General features: G+C 40.2%; 16 protein-coding genes and 1 other RNA gene. 12 read left to right on the top strand and 5 right to left on the bottom strand.

Features of this window, described 5'->3' with window-relative positions; all coding sequences use genetic code 11:
- Nucleotides 1–35 precede the first annotated feature (35 nt).
- The 10 genes from frr to lpxA all read left to right on the top strand — a co-directional run bounded on the left by frr (nucleotide 36) and on the right by lpxA (nucleotide 10228).
- Nucleotides 36–590: a ribosome recycling factor gene (gene frr / locus B9T23_RS06305; protein ID WP_067724542.1), complete on the top strand. Its 555-nt coding sequence runs from the start codon at nucleotides 36–38 to the stop codon at nucleotides 588–590.
- Nucleotides 591–596: 6 nt separating this feature from the next.
- Nucleotides 597–1349, top strand: coding sequence for a polyprenyl diphosphate synthase (gene uppS, locus B9T23_RS06300; RefSeq protein ID WP_067724544.1), 753 nt, complete (start codon nucleotides 597–599; stop codon nucleotides 1347–1349).
- A 3-nt stretch (nucleotides 1350–1352) separates the two neighbouring features.
- Complete coding sequence (locus tag B9T23_RS06295) at nucleotides 1353–2177, top strand: phosphatidate cytidylyltransferase (protein WP_067724546.1); 825 nt, start codon at nucleotides 1353–1355, stop codon at nucleotides 2175–2177.
- Nucleotides 2178–3374, top strand: coding sequence for a 1-deoxy-D-xylulose-5-phosphate reductoisomerase (gene ispC / locus B9T23_RS06290; RefSeq protein WP_086193461.1), 1197 nt, complete (start codon nucleotides 2178–2180; stop codon nucleotides 3372–3374).
- A gap of 3 nt (nucleotides 3375–3377) precedes the next feature.
- Entirely contained in the window at nucleotides 3378–4733 is a 1356-nt protein-coding gene (gene rseP / locus B9T23_RS06285) for an RIP metalloprotease RseP (protein ID WP_067724551.1), read from the top strand.
- Between the two features lie 41 nt (nucleotides 4734–4774).
- Entirely contained in the window at nucleotides 4775–7306 is a 2532-nt protein-coding gene (gene bamA / locus B9T23_RS06280; RefSeq protein ID WP_086193460.1) for an outer membrane protein assembly factor BamA, read from the top strand.
- 76 nt (nucleotides 7307–7382) lie between these two features.
- Nucleotides 7383–7880 (top strand): OmpH family outer membrane protein, encoded by a 498-nt coding sequence (locus B9T23_RS06275; RefSeq protein WP_086193459.1) that lies wholly within the window; start codon nucleotides 7383–7385, stop codon nucleotides 7878–7880.
- A gap of 3 nt (nucleotides 7881–7883) precedes the next feature.
- Nucleotides 7884–8951 (top strand): UDP-3-O-(3-hydroxymyristoyl)glucosamine N-acyltransferase, encoded by a 1068-nt coding sequence (lpxD, locus tag B9T23_RS06270; protein ID WP_086193458.1) that lies wholly within the window; start codon nucleotides 7884–7886, stop codon nucleotides 8949–8951.
- 6 nt (nucleotides 8952–8957) lie between these two features.
- Nucleotides 8958–9443 (top strand): 3-hydroxyacyl-ACP dehydratase FabZ, encoded by a 486-nt coding sequence (fabZ, locus tag B9T23_RS06265; RefSeq protein WP_171263062.1) that lies wholly within the window; start codon nucleotides 8958–8960, stop codon nucleotides 9441–9443.
- Nucleotides 9440–10228, top strand: coding sequence for an acyl-ACP--UDP-N-acetylglucosamine O-acyltransferase (gene lpxA, locus B9T23_RS06260; protein ID WP_086193456.1), 789 nt, complete (start codon nucleotides 9440–9442; stop codon nucleotides 10226–10228). The genes fabZ and lpxA overlap by 4 nt, the downstream gene beginning before the upstream one ends.
- A 57-nt stretch (nucleotides 10229–10285) precedes the next feature.
- On the opposite strand, the gene B9T23_RS06255 is transcribed toward lpxA, so the two are convergent.
- Complete coding sequence (locus B9T23_RS06255) at nucleotides 10286–11140, bottom strand: YbgF trimerization domain-containing protein (protein WP_086193577.1); 855 nt, start codon at nucleotides 11138–11140, stop codon at nucleotides 10286–10288.
- 295 nt (nucleotides 11141–11435) lie between these two features.
- Here B9T23_RS06255 and ffs point away from each other — a divergent pair.
- An RNA gene (gene ffs, locus B9T23_RS06250) (signal recognition particle sRNA small type) lies at nucleotides 11436–11532 on the top strand.
- A gap of 44 nt (nucleotides 11533–11576) precedes the next feature.
- On the opposite strand, the gene B9T23_RS06245 is transcribed toward ffs, so the two are convergent.
- The 4 genes from B9T23_RS06245 to B9T23_RS06230 form a co-directional block, all read right to left on the bottom strand.
- The gene (locus B9T23_RS06245) at nucleotides 11577–12179 is read right to left on the bottom strand and encodes a regulatory protein RecX (RefSeq protein WP_086193455.1); all 603 of its coding nucleotides are present in this window, start codon (nucleotides 12177–12179) and stop codon (nucleotides 11577–11579) included.
- Nucleotides 12180–12266: 87 nt separating this feature from the next.
- Nucleotides 12267–13310: a recombinase RecA gene (recA, locus tag B9T23_RS06240; RefSeq protein ID WP_067724567.1), complete on the bottom strand. Its 1044-nt coding sequence runs from the start codon at nucleotides 13308–13310 to the stop codon at nucleotides 12267–12269.
- Nucleotides 13311–13454: 144 nt separating this feature from the next.
- Nucleotides 13455–13895, bottom strand: a complete 441-nt coding sequence (locus B9T23_RS06235; protein WP_086193454.1) for an RNA-binding S4 domain-containing protein — start codon at nucleotides 13893–13895, stop codon at nucleotides 13455–13457.
- A complete protein-coding gene (locus B9T23_RS06230; protein ID WP_086193453.1) occupies nucleotides 13888–14574 on the bottom strand; it encodes an HAD-IA family hydrolase in 687 nt (228 codons plus the stop codon). The genes B9T23_RS06235 and B9T23_RS06230 overlap by 8 nt, the downstream gene beginning before the upstream one ends.
- A 13-nt stretch (nucleotides 14575–14587) precedes the next feature.
- Here B9T23_RS06230 and B9T23_RS06225 point away from each other — a divergent pair, with 13 nt between their 5' ends.
- A complete protein-coding gene (locus B9T23_RS06225) occupies nucleotides 14588–15442 on the top strand; it encodes a 3'(2'),5'-bisphosphate nucleotidase CysQ family protein (RefSeq protein WP_086193452.1) in 855 nt (284 codons plus the stop codon).
- The last annotated feature ends 43 nt before the right edge of the window (nucleotides 15443–15485 follow it).

Genomic DNA, 15485 nt, shown 5'->3' with positions numbered 1-15485 from the left:
AATTACATCTCTTAGAATTAAGTAAGGAAGATCATATGATTAACGATCTTAAAAAAGACAGCGAAGACCGCATGAACAAGACTCTAGAGTCTTTGGAACATGGTTTTGCTAAAGTTCGTACTGGCCGCGCACATCCATCTATCTTGAATGGTGTGATGGTTCCTTACTATGGCTCTGATGTGCCTTTAAACCAAGTGGCAAACGTTGGTCTTGAAGACTCTCGTACCCTTGTTGTGCAGCCATTTGAACGTACAATGGTTTCAGCAATTGATAAGGCGATTCGTGAAGCAGGTTTGGGTTTAAATCCGATTACTGCTGATGCGATTCGCGTGCCGATGCCTGCACTGACTGAAGAAACACGTCGTGATATGCAGAAAGTTGCACGTACTGAAGCTGAAAATGCCAAAGTTGCGATCCGTAACATTCGTCGTGATGTATTGGGCGATATCAAAGCATTGTTGAAAGAAAAAGAAATTTCTGAAGATGATGATCGTCGTGCATCTGATGATATTCAGAAAATCACCGACAAATTTGTTGCTGAAGTGGACAAACGCCTTGCTGCGAAAGAAGCTGAATTGATGAAGGTCTAAGATTTAATGACCGTTTCAGAAGACAGTTTACCTCTTCCAAAACATGTTGCCATCATTATGGATGGCAACAATCGTTTTGCAAAAAAAATGCAAATGCAAAAGGGTGCGGGACACCGTGAAGGGAAAAATGTCCTGGACCCTATTGTTGAGCACTGTAGAAAAAAACAAATTCAGGCGTTAACCGTTTTTGCATTTTCTAGCGAAAACTGGAACCGTCCCCAATTTGAAGTTGATTTACTCATGGCATTGTTGGAAGAAACAATCCAGGAGCAACTGCCTCGAATGGAAAAATTCAATATTGCCTTACGTTTTATTGGTGATCGTTCTCGTTTATCTGCGCATTTACGTGAGTTAATGTTGCATGCTGAACAAAGGACTGCTAAGTTCGACAGCATGACTTTGACCATCGCGGTTAGTTACGGTGGGATGTGGGATATGGCGCAGGCTGCAAAACAAATTGCAGCGGATGTTCTGGCAAAAAAAGTCGCAGTTGAAGATATAAATGTTGAGTTGTTTGGGCAACATGTCAGTATGGCGGATTTACCCGCGGTAGATTTACTGATTCGCACTGGTGGTGATTATCGTTTGTCGAATTTTTTACTTTGGCAAGCCGCTTATGCTGAGTTGTATTTTACCCAAACCTTATGGCCTGAATTTACCGTTGAAGAATTCGATGATGCGTTAGCAGTCTTTGCTGGACGTGAACGTCGTTTTGGTAAAACTTCAGAGCAAATCCAACAAGAGAAAATCGAGAATTAATAAATGTTAGAGCGGATTATAACCGCATTGGTATTGGTAGCAGTCGTACTCAGTTGTATGTTTGCTACACAGTCTCAGTATCCAATGTTTGTGCTGATGATTGTTGCAGCAGGGGTCGCAGGGTATGAGTGGTTTAAACTTATGCCAGGAAAAAATAAAAATCTGGTGAAACCCTTGGCTTGGGGTTATGGATTAGCGACAGCAGCATTAGCAACTTTGGCATTATATTTTAATGATATCGCTCTATTACTTTGGGCAGCTTCCATTTTCTCTTGGATTTTAAGCATCTTTTGGGTTAAATCGTATCCAGGTTATGATGGTTGGTATAATTCAAGCTTAAATGTGATCGGGTTTATTTTAATTTCTGCTGCGGTTACCGCAATTTTTTCAGTCTGGAATAGCTCACCATGGTGGCTCATGTACCTGTTTTTACTGGTATGGGGGGCAGATAGTGGGGCCTATTTTGTCGGGCGTAAATTGGGTAAGAGAAAACTTGCACCAGATGTTAGTCCAAATAAATCGGTTGAGGGTTTATATGGTGGTATCTTTACTGCAATGATTATTGTGGTAGTGGTTGAAGTTGTTTATTTAGATTTAACTTTGGCTCAGCATATTCTGTTTTTAATTTTATCTGTAGTGACTGTATTTAGTTCTGTATTGGGCGATTTGTTCGAGTCGATGATCAAACGTCGTGCAGGAATTAAAGATTCGGGTCGTATTCTGCCAGGACATGGTGGTGTGCTTGACCGTATTGATTCATTGCTTGCTGCTGCTCCGATTTTTGCTGCAGGCATGTATGTTTTAAAACTTATTGGTGTAGATTTATAGATGTCACAATCTGTTTGTATATTAGGTGTAACGGGTTCCATTGGTCAAAGTACCTTAAAAATTCTGCAGCAGCATCCTGAAAAGTATTCTGTATTTGCAGTCACGGCGCATAGTCGAATTTTGGAACTTGTTGAAATATGCAAACAGTATCGACCAAAAATCGCGGTTGTTCCATCAAGTAAAGTTGATGAACTCAACCTACATTTTCAAAATCAAAATCTTAACGATATTGAAATTCTAAGCGATGAAGCCGGTTTGATTGCTGTTGCTGAACATGCAGATGTCGATGTGGTGATGGCGGCAATTGTCGGTGCGGCAGGTTTGTTGCCGACATTGGCTGCGGTTAAAGCAGGTAAACGGGTTCTGCTTGCCAACAAAGAAGCACTGGTAATGTCGGGTGACCTGATGATGCAAGCTGCACATGATTATCAGGCAGAGTTGCTTCCAGTTGATTCTGAACATAATGCAATCTTTCAATGCTTGCCCGCTGGTTATTTCCAGACAGAGCGTAATGGGCAACCGAAACAGGGTGTATCCCGTATTTTGCTTACCGCGTCTGGCGGTCCCTTTCTAAACCATAGCCTTGCACAATTACAAAATGTGACGCCTGCACAAGCGTGCAAGCATCCGAATTGGTCGATGGGGCAAAAAATCTCTGTTGATTCTGCGACTTTAATGAATAAAGGCTTGGAACTCATTGAAGCCTGTCATCTCTTTGCAATTTCAGAACAGTTTGTAACAGTGGTTGTACATCCACAGAGTATTATTCATTCTATGGTTCAATACGTGGATGGTTCGACTTTGGCGCAAATGGGTAATCCGGATATGTGTACCCCAATTGCCCATGCACTTGCGTGGCCAGTGCGTATTCAAACCCATGTGCCTGCACTTGATTTGTTTATGAATCAACAGTTAGATTTTCAAGAACCTGATACAACACGTTTCCCCGCCTTGAAACTAGCTCGACAGGCGATGCAAAGTGGTGGTTTGGCACCCGCAATTTTAAATGCTGCGAATGAGATTGCTGTTGCCGCATTCTTGAAAAATAGCATAGGCTTTACTGAAATTCCTCAAGTGGTTGAGCAAACCTTGAATCAAGTTCAAAGTGGTGCTGCGGAATCGATTGAACTTATTTTACAAGTTGACCGAGTTGCTCGTTCTGTTGCACAGCAAATTGTCATCAATAAAGGAAACTAAATCATGAGTGCCTTGTTTATTGTTGTGGCAGCCATTCTTTTACTTGGACCGCTTATCGCGATTCATGAGTTTGGACATTATATTGTTGCACGTAAACTCGGTGTGAAAGTTTTAGTCTATTCAATTGGTTTTGGACCAACATTACTAAAATGGACATCTAAGAAGTCTGGCATTCAATATCAACTTTCTGCATTGCCCTTAGGTGGCTATGTAAAAATGTTGGACGAACGCGAAGGTAGTGTTGCGGAAGAAGATTTACCCAAAGCCTTTAATCGTCAGCATCCATGGAAGCGAATTGCGATTGTGGCTGCAGGTCCATTGATTAATTTAGCTTTTGCTGTAGTTTTATTCTGGATTTTATTTATCCCATCCCAAGAACAACTGAATACTCGTGTTGGTAAAGTGTTACCGAATACACCTGCTGCAACTGTTCAAATGCAGGTAGGTGACAAAATTACCACAGTGGATGGTGCTGAAACCAAGACATGGGAAAAATTGAATTTTGCTTTGGTCGATCGTGTTGGTGAAACAGGTTCAATTGAAATTCAGGCAGAACGTGATGGGCAAGTTAAAACCTTTCAGTTACCCATTCAAAATTTCTTAAAAAATCAAAATCAATCTGCATTAGACAGTTTAGGCTTTATGCCATATCGCCCACACATTCCTGCCATTGCCACCAAACTCAGTGAAGATGGTGCAGCGATTCGTCAAGGGATGAAAGAAGGCGACAAAATTATCGCGATTGATGGCGTAAAAATGAATGACTGGTTTGATGTGGTTCAAGTGGTTCAGGCTTCACCAGAAAAATTGTTAAAAATAGATATCTTACGTCAAAATCAATTGCTACATTTACAAGTGATGCCACAAGCTAAACGTGACAACATGGGGAATGTTTCAGGTGTGCTTGGTGTGCAGAGTATCCCCGGGAAAATAAACATTCCTGCAGATTATAAACAAATGATTCAATATAGTCCGACTGAAGCATTTGTGATGGCAGTTGATAAAACGGGTCAAATTTCAGGTATGATTTTGAACTCGATCGTCAAAATGTTTCGTGGTTTAATTGGCCTGGATAATTTATCCGGTCCAATCACCATTGCGAAAGTGGCAGGACAAAGCGCGGAAATGGGTTGGCAGACCTTTATCTCTTTTATGGCTTTAATGAGTGTGAGTTTGGGTATTTTAAATTTATTACCGATTCCCATGCTTGATGGTGGACATTTAGTTTACTATTTTATTGAGCTGATTCGTGGTAAACCTGTTTCTGAACAAATACAATTGGTTGGTTTGAAAATTGGTATGGTACTGCTCGGCAGCATGATGCTCCTTGCATTATTCAATGACTTCATGCGTTTATAACAACGTAAATACGAAATAAATTAACATCGGAAAAGACTGGCATGCAGCACACACATTTATTTATGCCTTTGGCGCTCATTAGTGCAATGGCAGCAGTACAACAAGTATATGCAGCAGATGAATTCATTGTCCGCGATATTAAAATTGACGGGCTTGTTCGTTTAACGCCAACAAATGTCTATGGGATGTTGCCTGTCAATGCTGGCGATCGTGTCGATGATACGACTATTGCAAATTCAATTCGTGCTTTGTATGCCACGGGCTTGTTTGATGATATCAAAGCATCAAGAGAAGCGGATACGCTTGTTTTTACCGTAGTTGAACGCCCCCTGATTTCAAAGGTTGAGTTTAAAGGAAATAAGATCATTCCTAAAGAAGCACTTGAAGAAGGGCTTAAAAAAATGGGCATTGCAGAAGGCGAGGTTTTGAAAAAATCTGCACTGCAAACCATTGAAACCGAACTTGAACAACAATATATGCAGCAAGGTCGTTATGACGCTGATGTAAGCGTTAAAACGGTCGCTAAACCAAACAATCGTGTTGATTTAACCATTGAGTTTGTGGAAGGTAAAGCAGCTAAAGTTGTTGATATTAATATTATTGGCAATACTGTTTTTAAAGAAAGTGATATCAAGCAAGCTTTTGCGGTTAAAGAGAGTAGCTGGAGTTCGATTGTTACGCGTAACGATCGTTATGCGCGTGAAAAGATGGCGGCTAGCCTGGAAGCTTTACGTGCATTGTATTTAAACAAAGGTTATATCAACTTTAATATTACTAACTCAAGTTTGAACTTGAGTGAAGATAAAAAGAATATCTTTGTTGAAGTCACTGTGGAAGAAGGTGAGCAATTTAAATTTGGTGAGACCAAGTTCCTGGGTGATGCACTTTATAAACCAGAAGAATTGAAAGCACTACAAATTTATAAAGATGGCGAAATTTACTCTCAAGAAAAAGTAAATGCGGTTAAACAACTTTTACTTCGTAAGTATGGTAATGCAGGTTATTACTATGCCGAAGTGAACATGGTTCCTGAAATTAATGAAGAAACCAAACTGGTAAATTTGAATTATTATATTAATCCAGGTCAACAGGTGACGGTACGTCGTATTAACTTCACTGGTAATACCAAAACTGCGGATGAAGTATTACGTCGTGAAATGCGTCAAATGGAAGGTGCATTAGCAAGCAATGAAAAAATTGACTTGTCTAAAGTTCGTCTGGAACGTACCGGTTTCTTTAAAACAGTAGATATTAAACCAGTGCGTATTCCAAATGTGCCGGATCAGGTTGATTTGAATATCAATGTTGAAGAACAGCATTCTGGTACAAGTACACTTGCCGTTGGTTTCTCGCAAAGTGGTGGTGTGACTTTCCAGGCAGGTTTAAGTCAAACCAACTTCTTGGGTACAGGTAATAGTGTTTCGATTGATTTATCCCGTTCAGAAACGCAAGATTATTATAATTTAAGTGTGACTGACCCGTACTTCACCATTGATGGTGTGCGTCGCGGTTATAACATGTACTACCGTAAAACCAAGCTGGATGACGACTATAACGTCAATAACTATGTGACTGACAGTTTTGGTGGTGGTATTACATTTGGTTACCCAATTGATGAGAACCAAAGCATCAGTGCTGGTCTGAATATTGACCAAACTGAAGTAACCACAGGTCCATATGTTTCAACTTATGTTCGAGATTACTTGTTAGCGAATGGTGGTAAGGCTACAGGCCGAGCTGAAGGTGTGTGTACCGGTACTCAGACAATTATCTATAATGATCCTGCAGATCCAGCAAAAGGTATAAAAGAAGTTGTTTGTGATGTTCCATTAGTAGATTTTGATAATAAATTTAATGGGGATTTTTTAACTTATAATCTTAATTTAGGTTGGTCATACAATACTTTAAACCGTCCTGTATTCCCTACTAATGGTATGTCACATCGTGTGAATGCTGAGATTGCATTACCTGGTAGTGATGTTGAATACCAAAAAATGACTTATGATGCTCAAGCATTCTTGCCACTACCATATGACTTTGTACTTCGTGGCTATGGTAAGTTAGGTTATGGTAATGATCTGCCATTCTATAAAAACTTCTATGCCGGTGGTTTTGGTTCGGTTCGTGGTTATGACAACAGTACTTTGGGTCCGAAATATCCGGGTGTAACGTATAATGAATCGAGAGTTAAAGATAATGACCCCGAGGAAGTGGGTGGTAATGCCTTAGTACAGTTTGGTGCAGAACTCGCATTACCTTTGCCATTTAAAGGGGATTGGACTCGTCAAGTACGTCCTGTGGTATTTGCTGAGGGTGCGCAAGTGTTTGATACACAATGTGATATACCGAAAGGAACATTGTATGTCGATGCAAATAATCCATCTGTAGATGCGAAGCAATATTGTAAAGATAACTTCGGTTTTGATGGAAATAACATGCGTTATAGCATCGGTGCCGGCTTTACCTGGATTACCATGATTGGCCCTCTTTCACTCAGTTATGCTTATCCATTGAACGATAAAGCGGGTGATGACACTAAAAATATCCAGTTTGAAATCGGTCGTACTTTCTAAGATTGCGTAAGAATAATTCAGATTGTGTTAATACATTATCGGGTGTATTGACACAACTGATCTTAAAGAGAAGATGATGAAAAAAATGATGATGGCGATGAGTATCGCCTTGACAAGCGCGACTTCTTTGACGCAGGCTGCCGGTTATGGGGTGATTGATTTAGAGCGTCTTGTGGAAAATAGTAGCTATTTAAAACAGCAAAACACAGCTGTGCAGCAAAAAATTAAGCCACAAACCACTAAAATTGAGCAATTGTCTAAAGAGCTTGAAGCATTACAGCAACGGGCACAATCCAATACCAAATTTACAGATGCAGAAAAGCAAAAGCTTTCGGCACAGTATCAAGCCAAGCTTCAAGAATTGAATCAATTACAGCAATCTGTACAGGACAGCGTACAAGATTCGATTCAACAAATTCGTAATGTTTTTGATGCACGTGTGAAGCAAACTGCGGAACAATTGCGTAAAGAAAATAACTTAGATATTGTTTTAAATAAAAATTCAGCGCTTGCCTATGACCCTAAATATGATTTAACTGATAAAATGATCCAAAAGGTCAATGTTATTAAGTAATCAATGAATCCTAGACAATTTCGCTTAGAAGATCTTGCTCGCCTTGTACAAGGCGAGTATGTCGGTCAATCTGATTTAATGTTACAAGGATTGGCAAGCTTAGATGTCGCTCAAGCCAAACATATTGCATTTGTAAATGCTGAAAAATACTTAGATCATGCACGTGCTTCAGAAGCAGGTGCATTGATTGTCACTGCAGCTTTAAAATCACAGTTAGATACGCATAATAATTTTATTGTGGTTGATAATCCTTATCTTGCTTTCGCAATTCTGACGCATGTTTTTGAGAAAAAACATACGCAACAGGGTATCGAAAGTACAGCTCAAATTCATTCCTCTGCCATTGTTGCTGATAGTGCCTATATTGGACATTATGTGGTGATCGGTGAAAATTGTGTGGTGGGTGATGAAACAGTCGTTCAATCGCACGTTAAAATTGATGATGATGTGGAAATTGGCAAACAATGTTTTATTGATTCACACGTCACTTTAACGGGTGAAACCAAAGTAGGTAATCGAGTCCGTATTCATGCCAACAGTGTGATTGGTGGAGAAGGTTTTGGCTTTGCACCTTATCAAGGTAAATGGCATCGTATTGCACAATTAGGTTCAGTTAAAATTGGGAATGACGTACGAATTGGATCAAATTGTAGTATCGATCGTGGTGCGCTAGACGACACAATTCTAGAAGATGGCGTGATTATTGATAACCTTGTGCAAATTGCCCATAACGTCAAGATTGGTGCCAATACAGCGCTTGCAGCAAAATGTGGTATTGCCGGTAGTACCACAATTGGCAAAAACTGTGTATTTGCGGGTGCGGTCGGGGTGGTAGGTCACATTAATATTGCGGATAATGTCACAATTACCGGCATGTCAATGGTCACAAAAAATATTTCTGAGGCAGGGAGTTATTCTTCTGGCACGCCAATGCTGGAAAGTTTACACTGGAAACGCGCTGCGGTACGCTTTAAACAATTAGCAGATGTGCCATTGACCCAATTAGTGAAACGGCTTGATCATATACAGGCTCAAATAGAGTCCCTTGAATCAACTTTTAAGCGTAAATAGAATATGATGACTGAGTCGAATACTCCTGCATTTACGAAACCTGAATTGCCAATGCACATTCAACAAATTCGTGAATATTTACCTCACCGCTATCCATTTTTATTGGTCGATCGAGTTGTTGACGTGACTGATAATGGTATCGTTGGTTATAAAAATGTTTCGATCAACGAAGAGTTTTTACAGGGACATTTCCCCGGCTATCCAATTATGCCTGGGGTGCTGATTGTTGAGGCATTAGCTCAAGTCTCTGGTATACTTGGTTTTATCATGAATAATGAAAAACCAGGCCCCGGTTCATTGTTTCTTTTTGCGGGCGCTGAAAAGGTTCGTTTTAAAAAACAAGTCGTTGCTGGTGATCAACTCGTATTAAAATCAGAGTTGGTTATGCACAAACGTGGCATTTACAAATATAATTGTATAGCCACTGTTGATGGCATTGTAGCAACTACCGCGGAAATTATAGTTTCGCATCAGAAAATAGAGCAGGCATGAGTAATAACGATTTAATTCACCCAACAGCCATTATTGACTCATCTGCAGTGATTGCTTCAGATGTACAAATTGGTCCTTATTGTATTATTGGACCACAGGTCAGCATTGGTGAAGGCACTAAGCTACATTCACATGTAGTTATAGGTGGCTATACTCGCATTGGGAAAAACAACGAAATATTCCAGTTTGCGAGTGTGGGTGAAGTATGTCAGGATTTAAAATATGCTGGCGAAGAAACCTGGCTTGAAATTGGCGATCACAACTCAATTCGTGAACATTGCAGTTTGCATCGTGGTACGACCCAAGATCAGGGCCTTACAAAAATTGGCAGCCATAATTTATTGATGGTGAACACCCATATTGCACATGACTGTGTGGTGGGCAATCATAATATCTTTGCCAATAATGTCGGTGTTGCTGGGCATGTTCATGTCGGTGACTATGTGGTGGTTGGTGGAAACTCCGGGATCCATCAATTCTGCAAAATCGATTCTTTCAGTATGATTGGCGGTGCTTCGTTAATTCTGAAAGATGTACCTGCTTATGTGATGGTTTCGGGTAATCCAGCACATGCTTTCGCGATGAATGTAGAAGGTATGCGTCGTAAAGGTTGGTCTAAGGATGTCATTCAGGCATTGCGCCAAGCTTTTAAATTGATTTACAAAGAAGGTTTAACCACTGAACAGGCGATTCAACAGATTCGTGCGGAAATTCTTCCTGAAGTTCCTGAAGTTCAGTTACTGGTTGATTCTTTAGAGCAATCCAAGCGTGGTATTGTTCGCTAATTGAATATACTGTTGCATAAAAAAGACACCTTCTGTGGTGTCTTTTTTTTTGTATTTTTATTTCTTGAAATAACCAGCTTCTTCAGACTTTGGATAGTCTTTAACGAGTTTGCTTTTAAGTTGGTTGGCGAGCGTTGTATTGTGATCTACATCTTTGGCGATATTGTGGAGCTGATAAAGCGCTCGAGCTGCTTTAGCTGAATTTGGATATTGATTGATTACAATGTTGTAATTCTTTTTCGCTTCAGTGTAATTGGTCGGTTCAATGGCTAAATTGAATTCTGCTAACCAGAAATAAGCATTACTAATATAAACACTGTTGGGGTTATTTTTAATAAAGTTTTTCATCGGTGCAATGGCTTTCTTGGCACCGCCTTGTTTATAGGCATCTAAAGCGACCGTATAAGCAGCTTTGTCCAGATCAGCCGGAGAGGGTTGTTGAGTGCTTGCTGTGGTCGGTTGAGTACTGACAGCTGCTGGCGGAGTATTGGTTGCCTTTGCTACTGGAGTTGGGGCATTCACGGTGCTGGGAGGTGTATCCTGTTGGTTATCCTCCTCTGAAGTTGCGCTTTCTGGATCTACTTTTTGCTGCAACAGTTCTAGACGCTGATCCAAGTCGGTATAGCGATTGGTGAGTTCATGTTTAAGTTTTTCAATTTCATTGTCTTGTTCTTCAATTTTGCCACGTAACGCACGAACATCATTTTCTAATTGTTGATTTTTCTGCATGATTTGCCAATTCAGATTGGTCGGTACATTGGCAGTGGTGGCACCTGAATCAATTGCGACATTATTTGCACTTGGTTCGATGCTAGTTTGACTTAAACCACGAGATTCAATGGGAATGTTCGCATAAAGTGAAGCTGAGCTAAGTAAGGCGAGTATACATAAAGCATGCTGTTTGAGCATCATAAAAACATCCATTTCGTATTCTTAGGCATATTCAAAATTTGCGACATTTGGAATGTACCTGTTTAAAAGATCTGACCACATTAAAAACGTCCATGCCGTGAAATGCAATATGCATTTACAAACTTGTGGTAGGTTTAAAGTAATTGATAGTCCACATAAAAAATATACAAAAATGCTGTTTTTAATCAAGATTGTTTTTTTAATAATCAAATAAAAGCGATGTGGCCCGAAAAGTCATTTGAAGGCTTGCAAGTTAAATAAAAATCTCTATACTCTGATCTTGCAATGGTAGCCCCGCTGGTGGCTTCGCAATTGTACTCTGTGAACCCCGCCAGGACCGGAAGGTAGCAACGGTAACAGATCTATGATGTGCCGAAGTTTTGCTAGTGGGGTTGCCACCAGTTTCTAAAATAATAATTTTTATTCTATCCTTTTGTTAAAAATCATCTTCTTTTCTTGTAATTGCTTTTATAATCGCATCCATTTCAAAACCCCGATACATTAAAAAGCGAATTTGTTTTGCTTTAAGCTTTGGCTCTTTTTCTACTTTTGCACCATATTTTTTTACTTTCAGTTGATAAGCCTGTTCATTCCAATCGGTTTCTTTTAATTCTTCCTGAATCAAACTGGCATCAATTTTTTTTGATTTTAACGCCAGCTTAATTCGGTTTGGACCTTTGCCTTTACGTTTTTGGCTAGACAGCATGATTTCTGCCACGCGTTGGTCACTTTGATAATTTTCTTTTGCCAGCTCATCAACCAGTCTTAACACCTCATCACGATCCATGGCATAGAGCCCAAGCTTCTCAATAAGGTCAGCTTTAGAGTATTCTCTACGTGTCAATACAGCAAATGCATAAGAGCGCAAACGAGAGCCTGTGAGACCTTTGGGTTTGGGCTGTGGGTCATCTTCAAAGTGTAATGCTTCTGATTCTATGGGAGCGGAGAATGATTCTGATGTTGATTCTGGCGATGAATCATCAAATTGTTGCTTGATAGCTTCGTAGTCAAGCAGTTTGGGAAATTTTGGATTGCTCATATTGTGTATCGATCACATCAAATAAAAAACGCCCCGCAGGGCGTTTTACAGTTTAACTCGAAAAATTCGACTTTAACATCATGCTATTTAAGCATCTAGCAAGTCTGGTTCTTCTTCGTCTTTTTCTTCAATTGGCTTAGTTACAGGTGTTAACAGCTTTTCGCGAATGAGGCGATCAAGTTCCTGGGCAATTTGAGGATTTTCCTCTAAATGGCGGATAACATTGTTTTTACCCTGACCAATTTTATTGCCTTGATATGAATACCAAGCACCCGCTTTTTGTACCAGTTCTTGCGCAACAGCAAGATCAACCAGCTCACCCAGCTGGTTCACACCTTTACCATACAAAATCTGGAATAATGCTTCTCTGAACGGAGGTGCCATTTTGTTCTTCACGACTTTAACACGTGTTTCAGAACCAACAATTTCATCGCCTTCTTTCACTTGACCGATACGACGGATATCCAGACGTATAGAAGCGTAGAATTTAAGTGCATTACCACCCGTTGTGGTTTCAGGACTACCGAACATCACACCAATCTTCATACGAATCTGGTTAATGAAGATGACCATACAGTTAGAGCGTTTTGCATTACCGGTAATTTTACGTAATGCCTGACTCATTAAACGTGCTTGTAAGCCCATGTGTGAGTCGCCCATTTCGCCTTCAATTTCTGCGCGAGGGGTCAATGCAGCCACGGAATCGACAACGATCATGTCAACCGCACCAGAGCGAACCAGCATGTCGGCAATTTCAAGCGCCTGTTCACCATTGTCAGGCTGAGAAACCAACAGGTTGTCGAGGTCCACACCCAGCTTACGTGCATATTGAGGATCAAGCGCATGTTCGGCATCGATGAAGGCACAGGTACCACCAGCTTTTTGACATTGTGCAATTGCTTGCAAAGTCATCGTGGTTTTACCTGAAGATTCAGGCCCATAGATTTCCACGATACGACCTTTCGGTAAGCCACCAATACCCAGTGCGATGTCCAGTGTTAAAGAACCTGTAGATACCGCTTCAACAGCCAGTACGGTGTTATCACCAAGACGCATTACTGTGTTTTTACCAAATTGTTTTTCAATTTGGCTTAGCGCAGCATTGAGCGCCTTACTTTTATTATCATCCATCTCACAACCTCAAAACGATGTCACAAAAATATTAACTTAAGTGGATGAGTTACTTTAAAACGTGTTCCACCCAAGTATAGTGACAGATTCATTCCTTATGTTCTATATCAATTCGGTCGAGCACGACAGAATATGACGCTTAAATTAATCATCACTGTATGACCATTCTTGGTCAAACTGTTGATCATTATCTTGTTTGAATTTACTGATTTGTCGGCGATCTTTTTTACTTGGCCGATGTTCAGGTCGGGCTAGATTATGCAACTTTCTTTGTGTTGTAAGCAACTCTCGTCGTGCCACACTGACTTCTGTTTCTTCATACAGTTGTTGTGCAATCGGTGCCGCACCACGGTTTGCTGACAATCCTTTTATCAGAATGGTTTTTCGCTCAAAACCTTGTTGAATGGTCAGTTCCATACCAACACGAACTTCTTTAGAAACTTTGACACGTTCACCGTTATGGTGGACTTTTCCGCCTTCAATGGCAGCTTTGGATATTGAACGTGTTTTAAAAAAACGTGCCGCCCACAGCCATTTATCCACCCGCATACTTTCAACGGTGTTTTGTTGAGAAGGATTAGGCATATTTTTTCAAATCCTCTGCTTGTTCTAACATGACGATTAAATCAGTCAAGTCTTGTAAAATAGGATAAGGACTTTCAGTCCGTATATTTCCTTTAGATGAGGGCTGTGCAATGGTAATTAAATTCTCAATACCAAATTTTTCTGCACCTTTCAGGACTTTTTCTGTGTCATCGATAAAATAGGCAGATTTTTCTTGGAATGGATGTAAGGCATGCAGCTTTTGCCAAAATTCGATCGATTCTTTAGCATAACCAATGCTTTCACTGCTGATAATCACATCAAAATAATCAGCGATTTGGGTATGTTCAAGTTTAAACTTTAAACCTTCGCAATCTGCATTGGTTGCAATCCAGCAGGCATAGCCATTGGCTTTTAAATAATCGAGAAGTGCTATACAGCCAGAACGTAAAGCAACCTTGTGTTTAAATTCATGTTGCAGTGCAAGAGTATCGACGCCAACTTTTGAACTCCAGAAACGGGTTGAATACCAATTTAGGGTATGATTATGTTCTTGATAAAACTGGAATAGAGCTTGGGTGCTTTGTTCGAGTGTGCAGCCATGCGTAGCTGCATATCGAATGGGAAGTTGATGATTCCAGATGAAATCATCATAAGCAAGGTCAAGGAGCGTGCCATCCATATCAAAAATGATGGTCGGTTTTTCTGAGTAATTCGACATATGAAGGTAATCTATGTTTAAAACAACAACAGCACCACAAGATGCTTTGATTTTACAGCTTGTACCCATTGTGACACAGGCATGTGAAATTTTGCGAGTAGAATATCAGGCATATTGTGCGGGTGGAGCTTTTGATGTCGAGAGAAAAAGTGACAATTCTCCTGTGACCCAAGCAGATCACCGAGTCAATGAGTTTATCACCCTATCATTACAGAATAATTTTCCTCAGATCCCTTTATTGTCAGAAGAAGGTGACAATACTGAACGGAAGCAATGGCAAAATTTTTGGTTGTTGGATCCTTTAGATGGCACCAAAGAATTTCTGCATAAACGACCTGAATTTACCATCAACTTAAGTTTGGTGGAAGGCGCACATACCACTTTTGCGATATTGGCCATTCCGGCTGAGCAGACGATCTATATTTGCCCGAAGCAAGGTTTACCGTTGAAATTTGTGCTTCAAACCGGGCAATGGGGGGAGTATTTCGAAGATAAACCGTCAACTGCAATTCAAGTTGGCTTAAGTCAAAGTAGCCAAGGTAGATCGAAATACGCTGAATACTTGGAAATATTAAAACAACAAGTTGAAGTTGTTGAATTTAAGGCGGGGAGTGCTTATAAATTTTGTATGATGCTTGAGGATAAAGTAGATATTTATCCACGTTTCCATCCAACCAGTGAATGGGATACCAGCGCAGGTCAATGTCTCATTGAGCGTATTGGCGGTGGGTTGGTGGATTTAAAGGGCAGACCCTTTTTATATAATCAACGGGATAGTTTATTGAACGGTGGCTTTATTGCATTTAAGAATATCGAAATGAAAAAATTAGCATTCCAAGCTCTAGGACTTATGGCGAACATCCATTGAGCTGATGTTTTAACATGCTATAGTGTGCCGAACCATGTTTAAT

The organism is Acinetobacter terrae, assembly GCF_002135195.1.
In the GTDB taxonomy this organism is placed as follows: Bacteria; Pseudomonadota; Gammaproteobacteria; order Pseudomonadales; family Moraxellaceae; genus Acinetobacter; species Acinetobacter terrae.
Note: the sequence above shows the minus strand (reverse complement) of the source record. Positions and strands in the feature narration are given on the sequence as shown.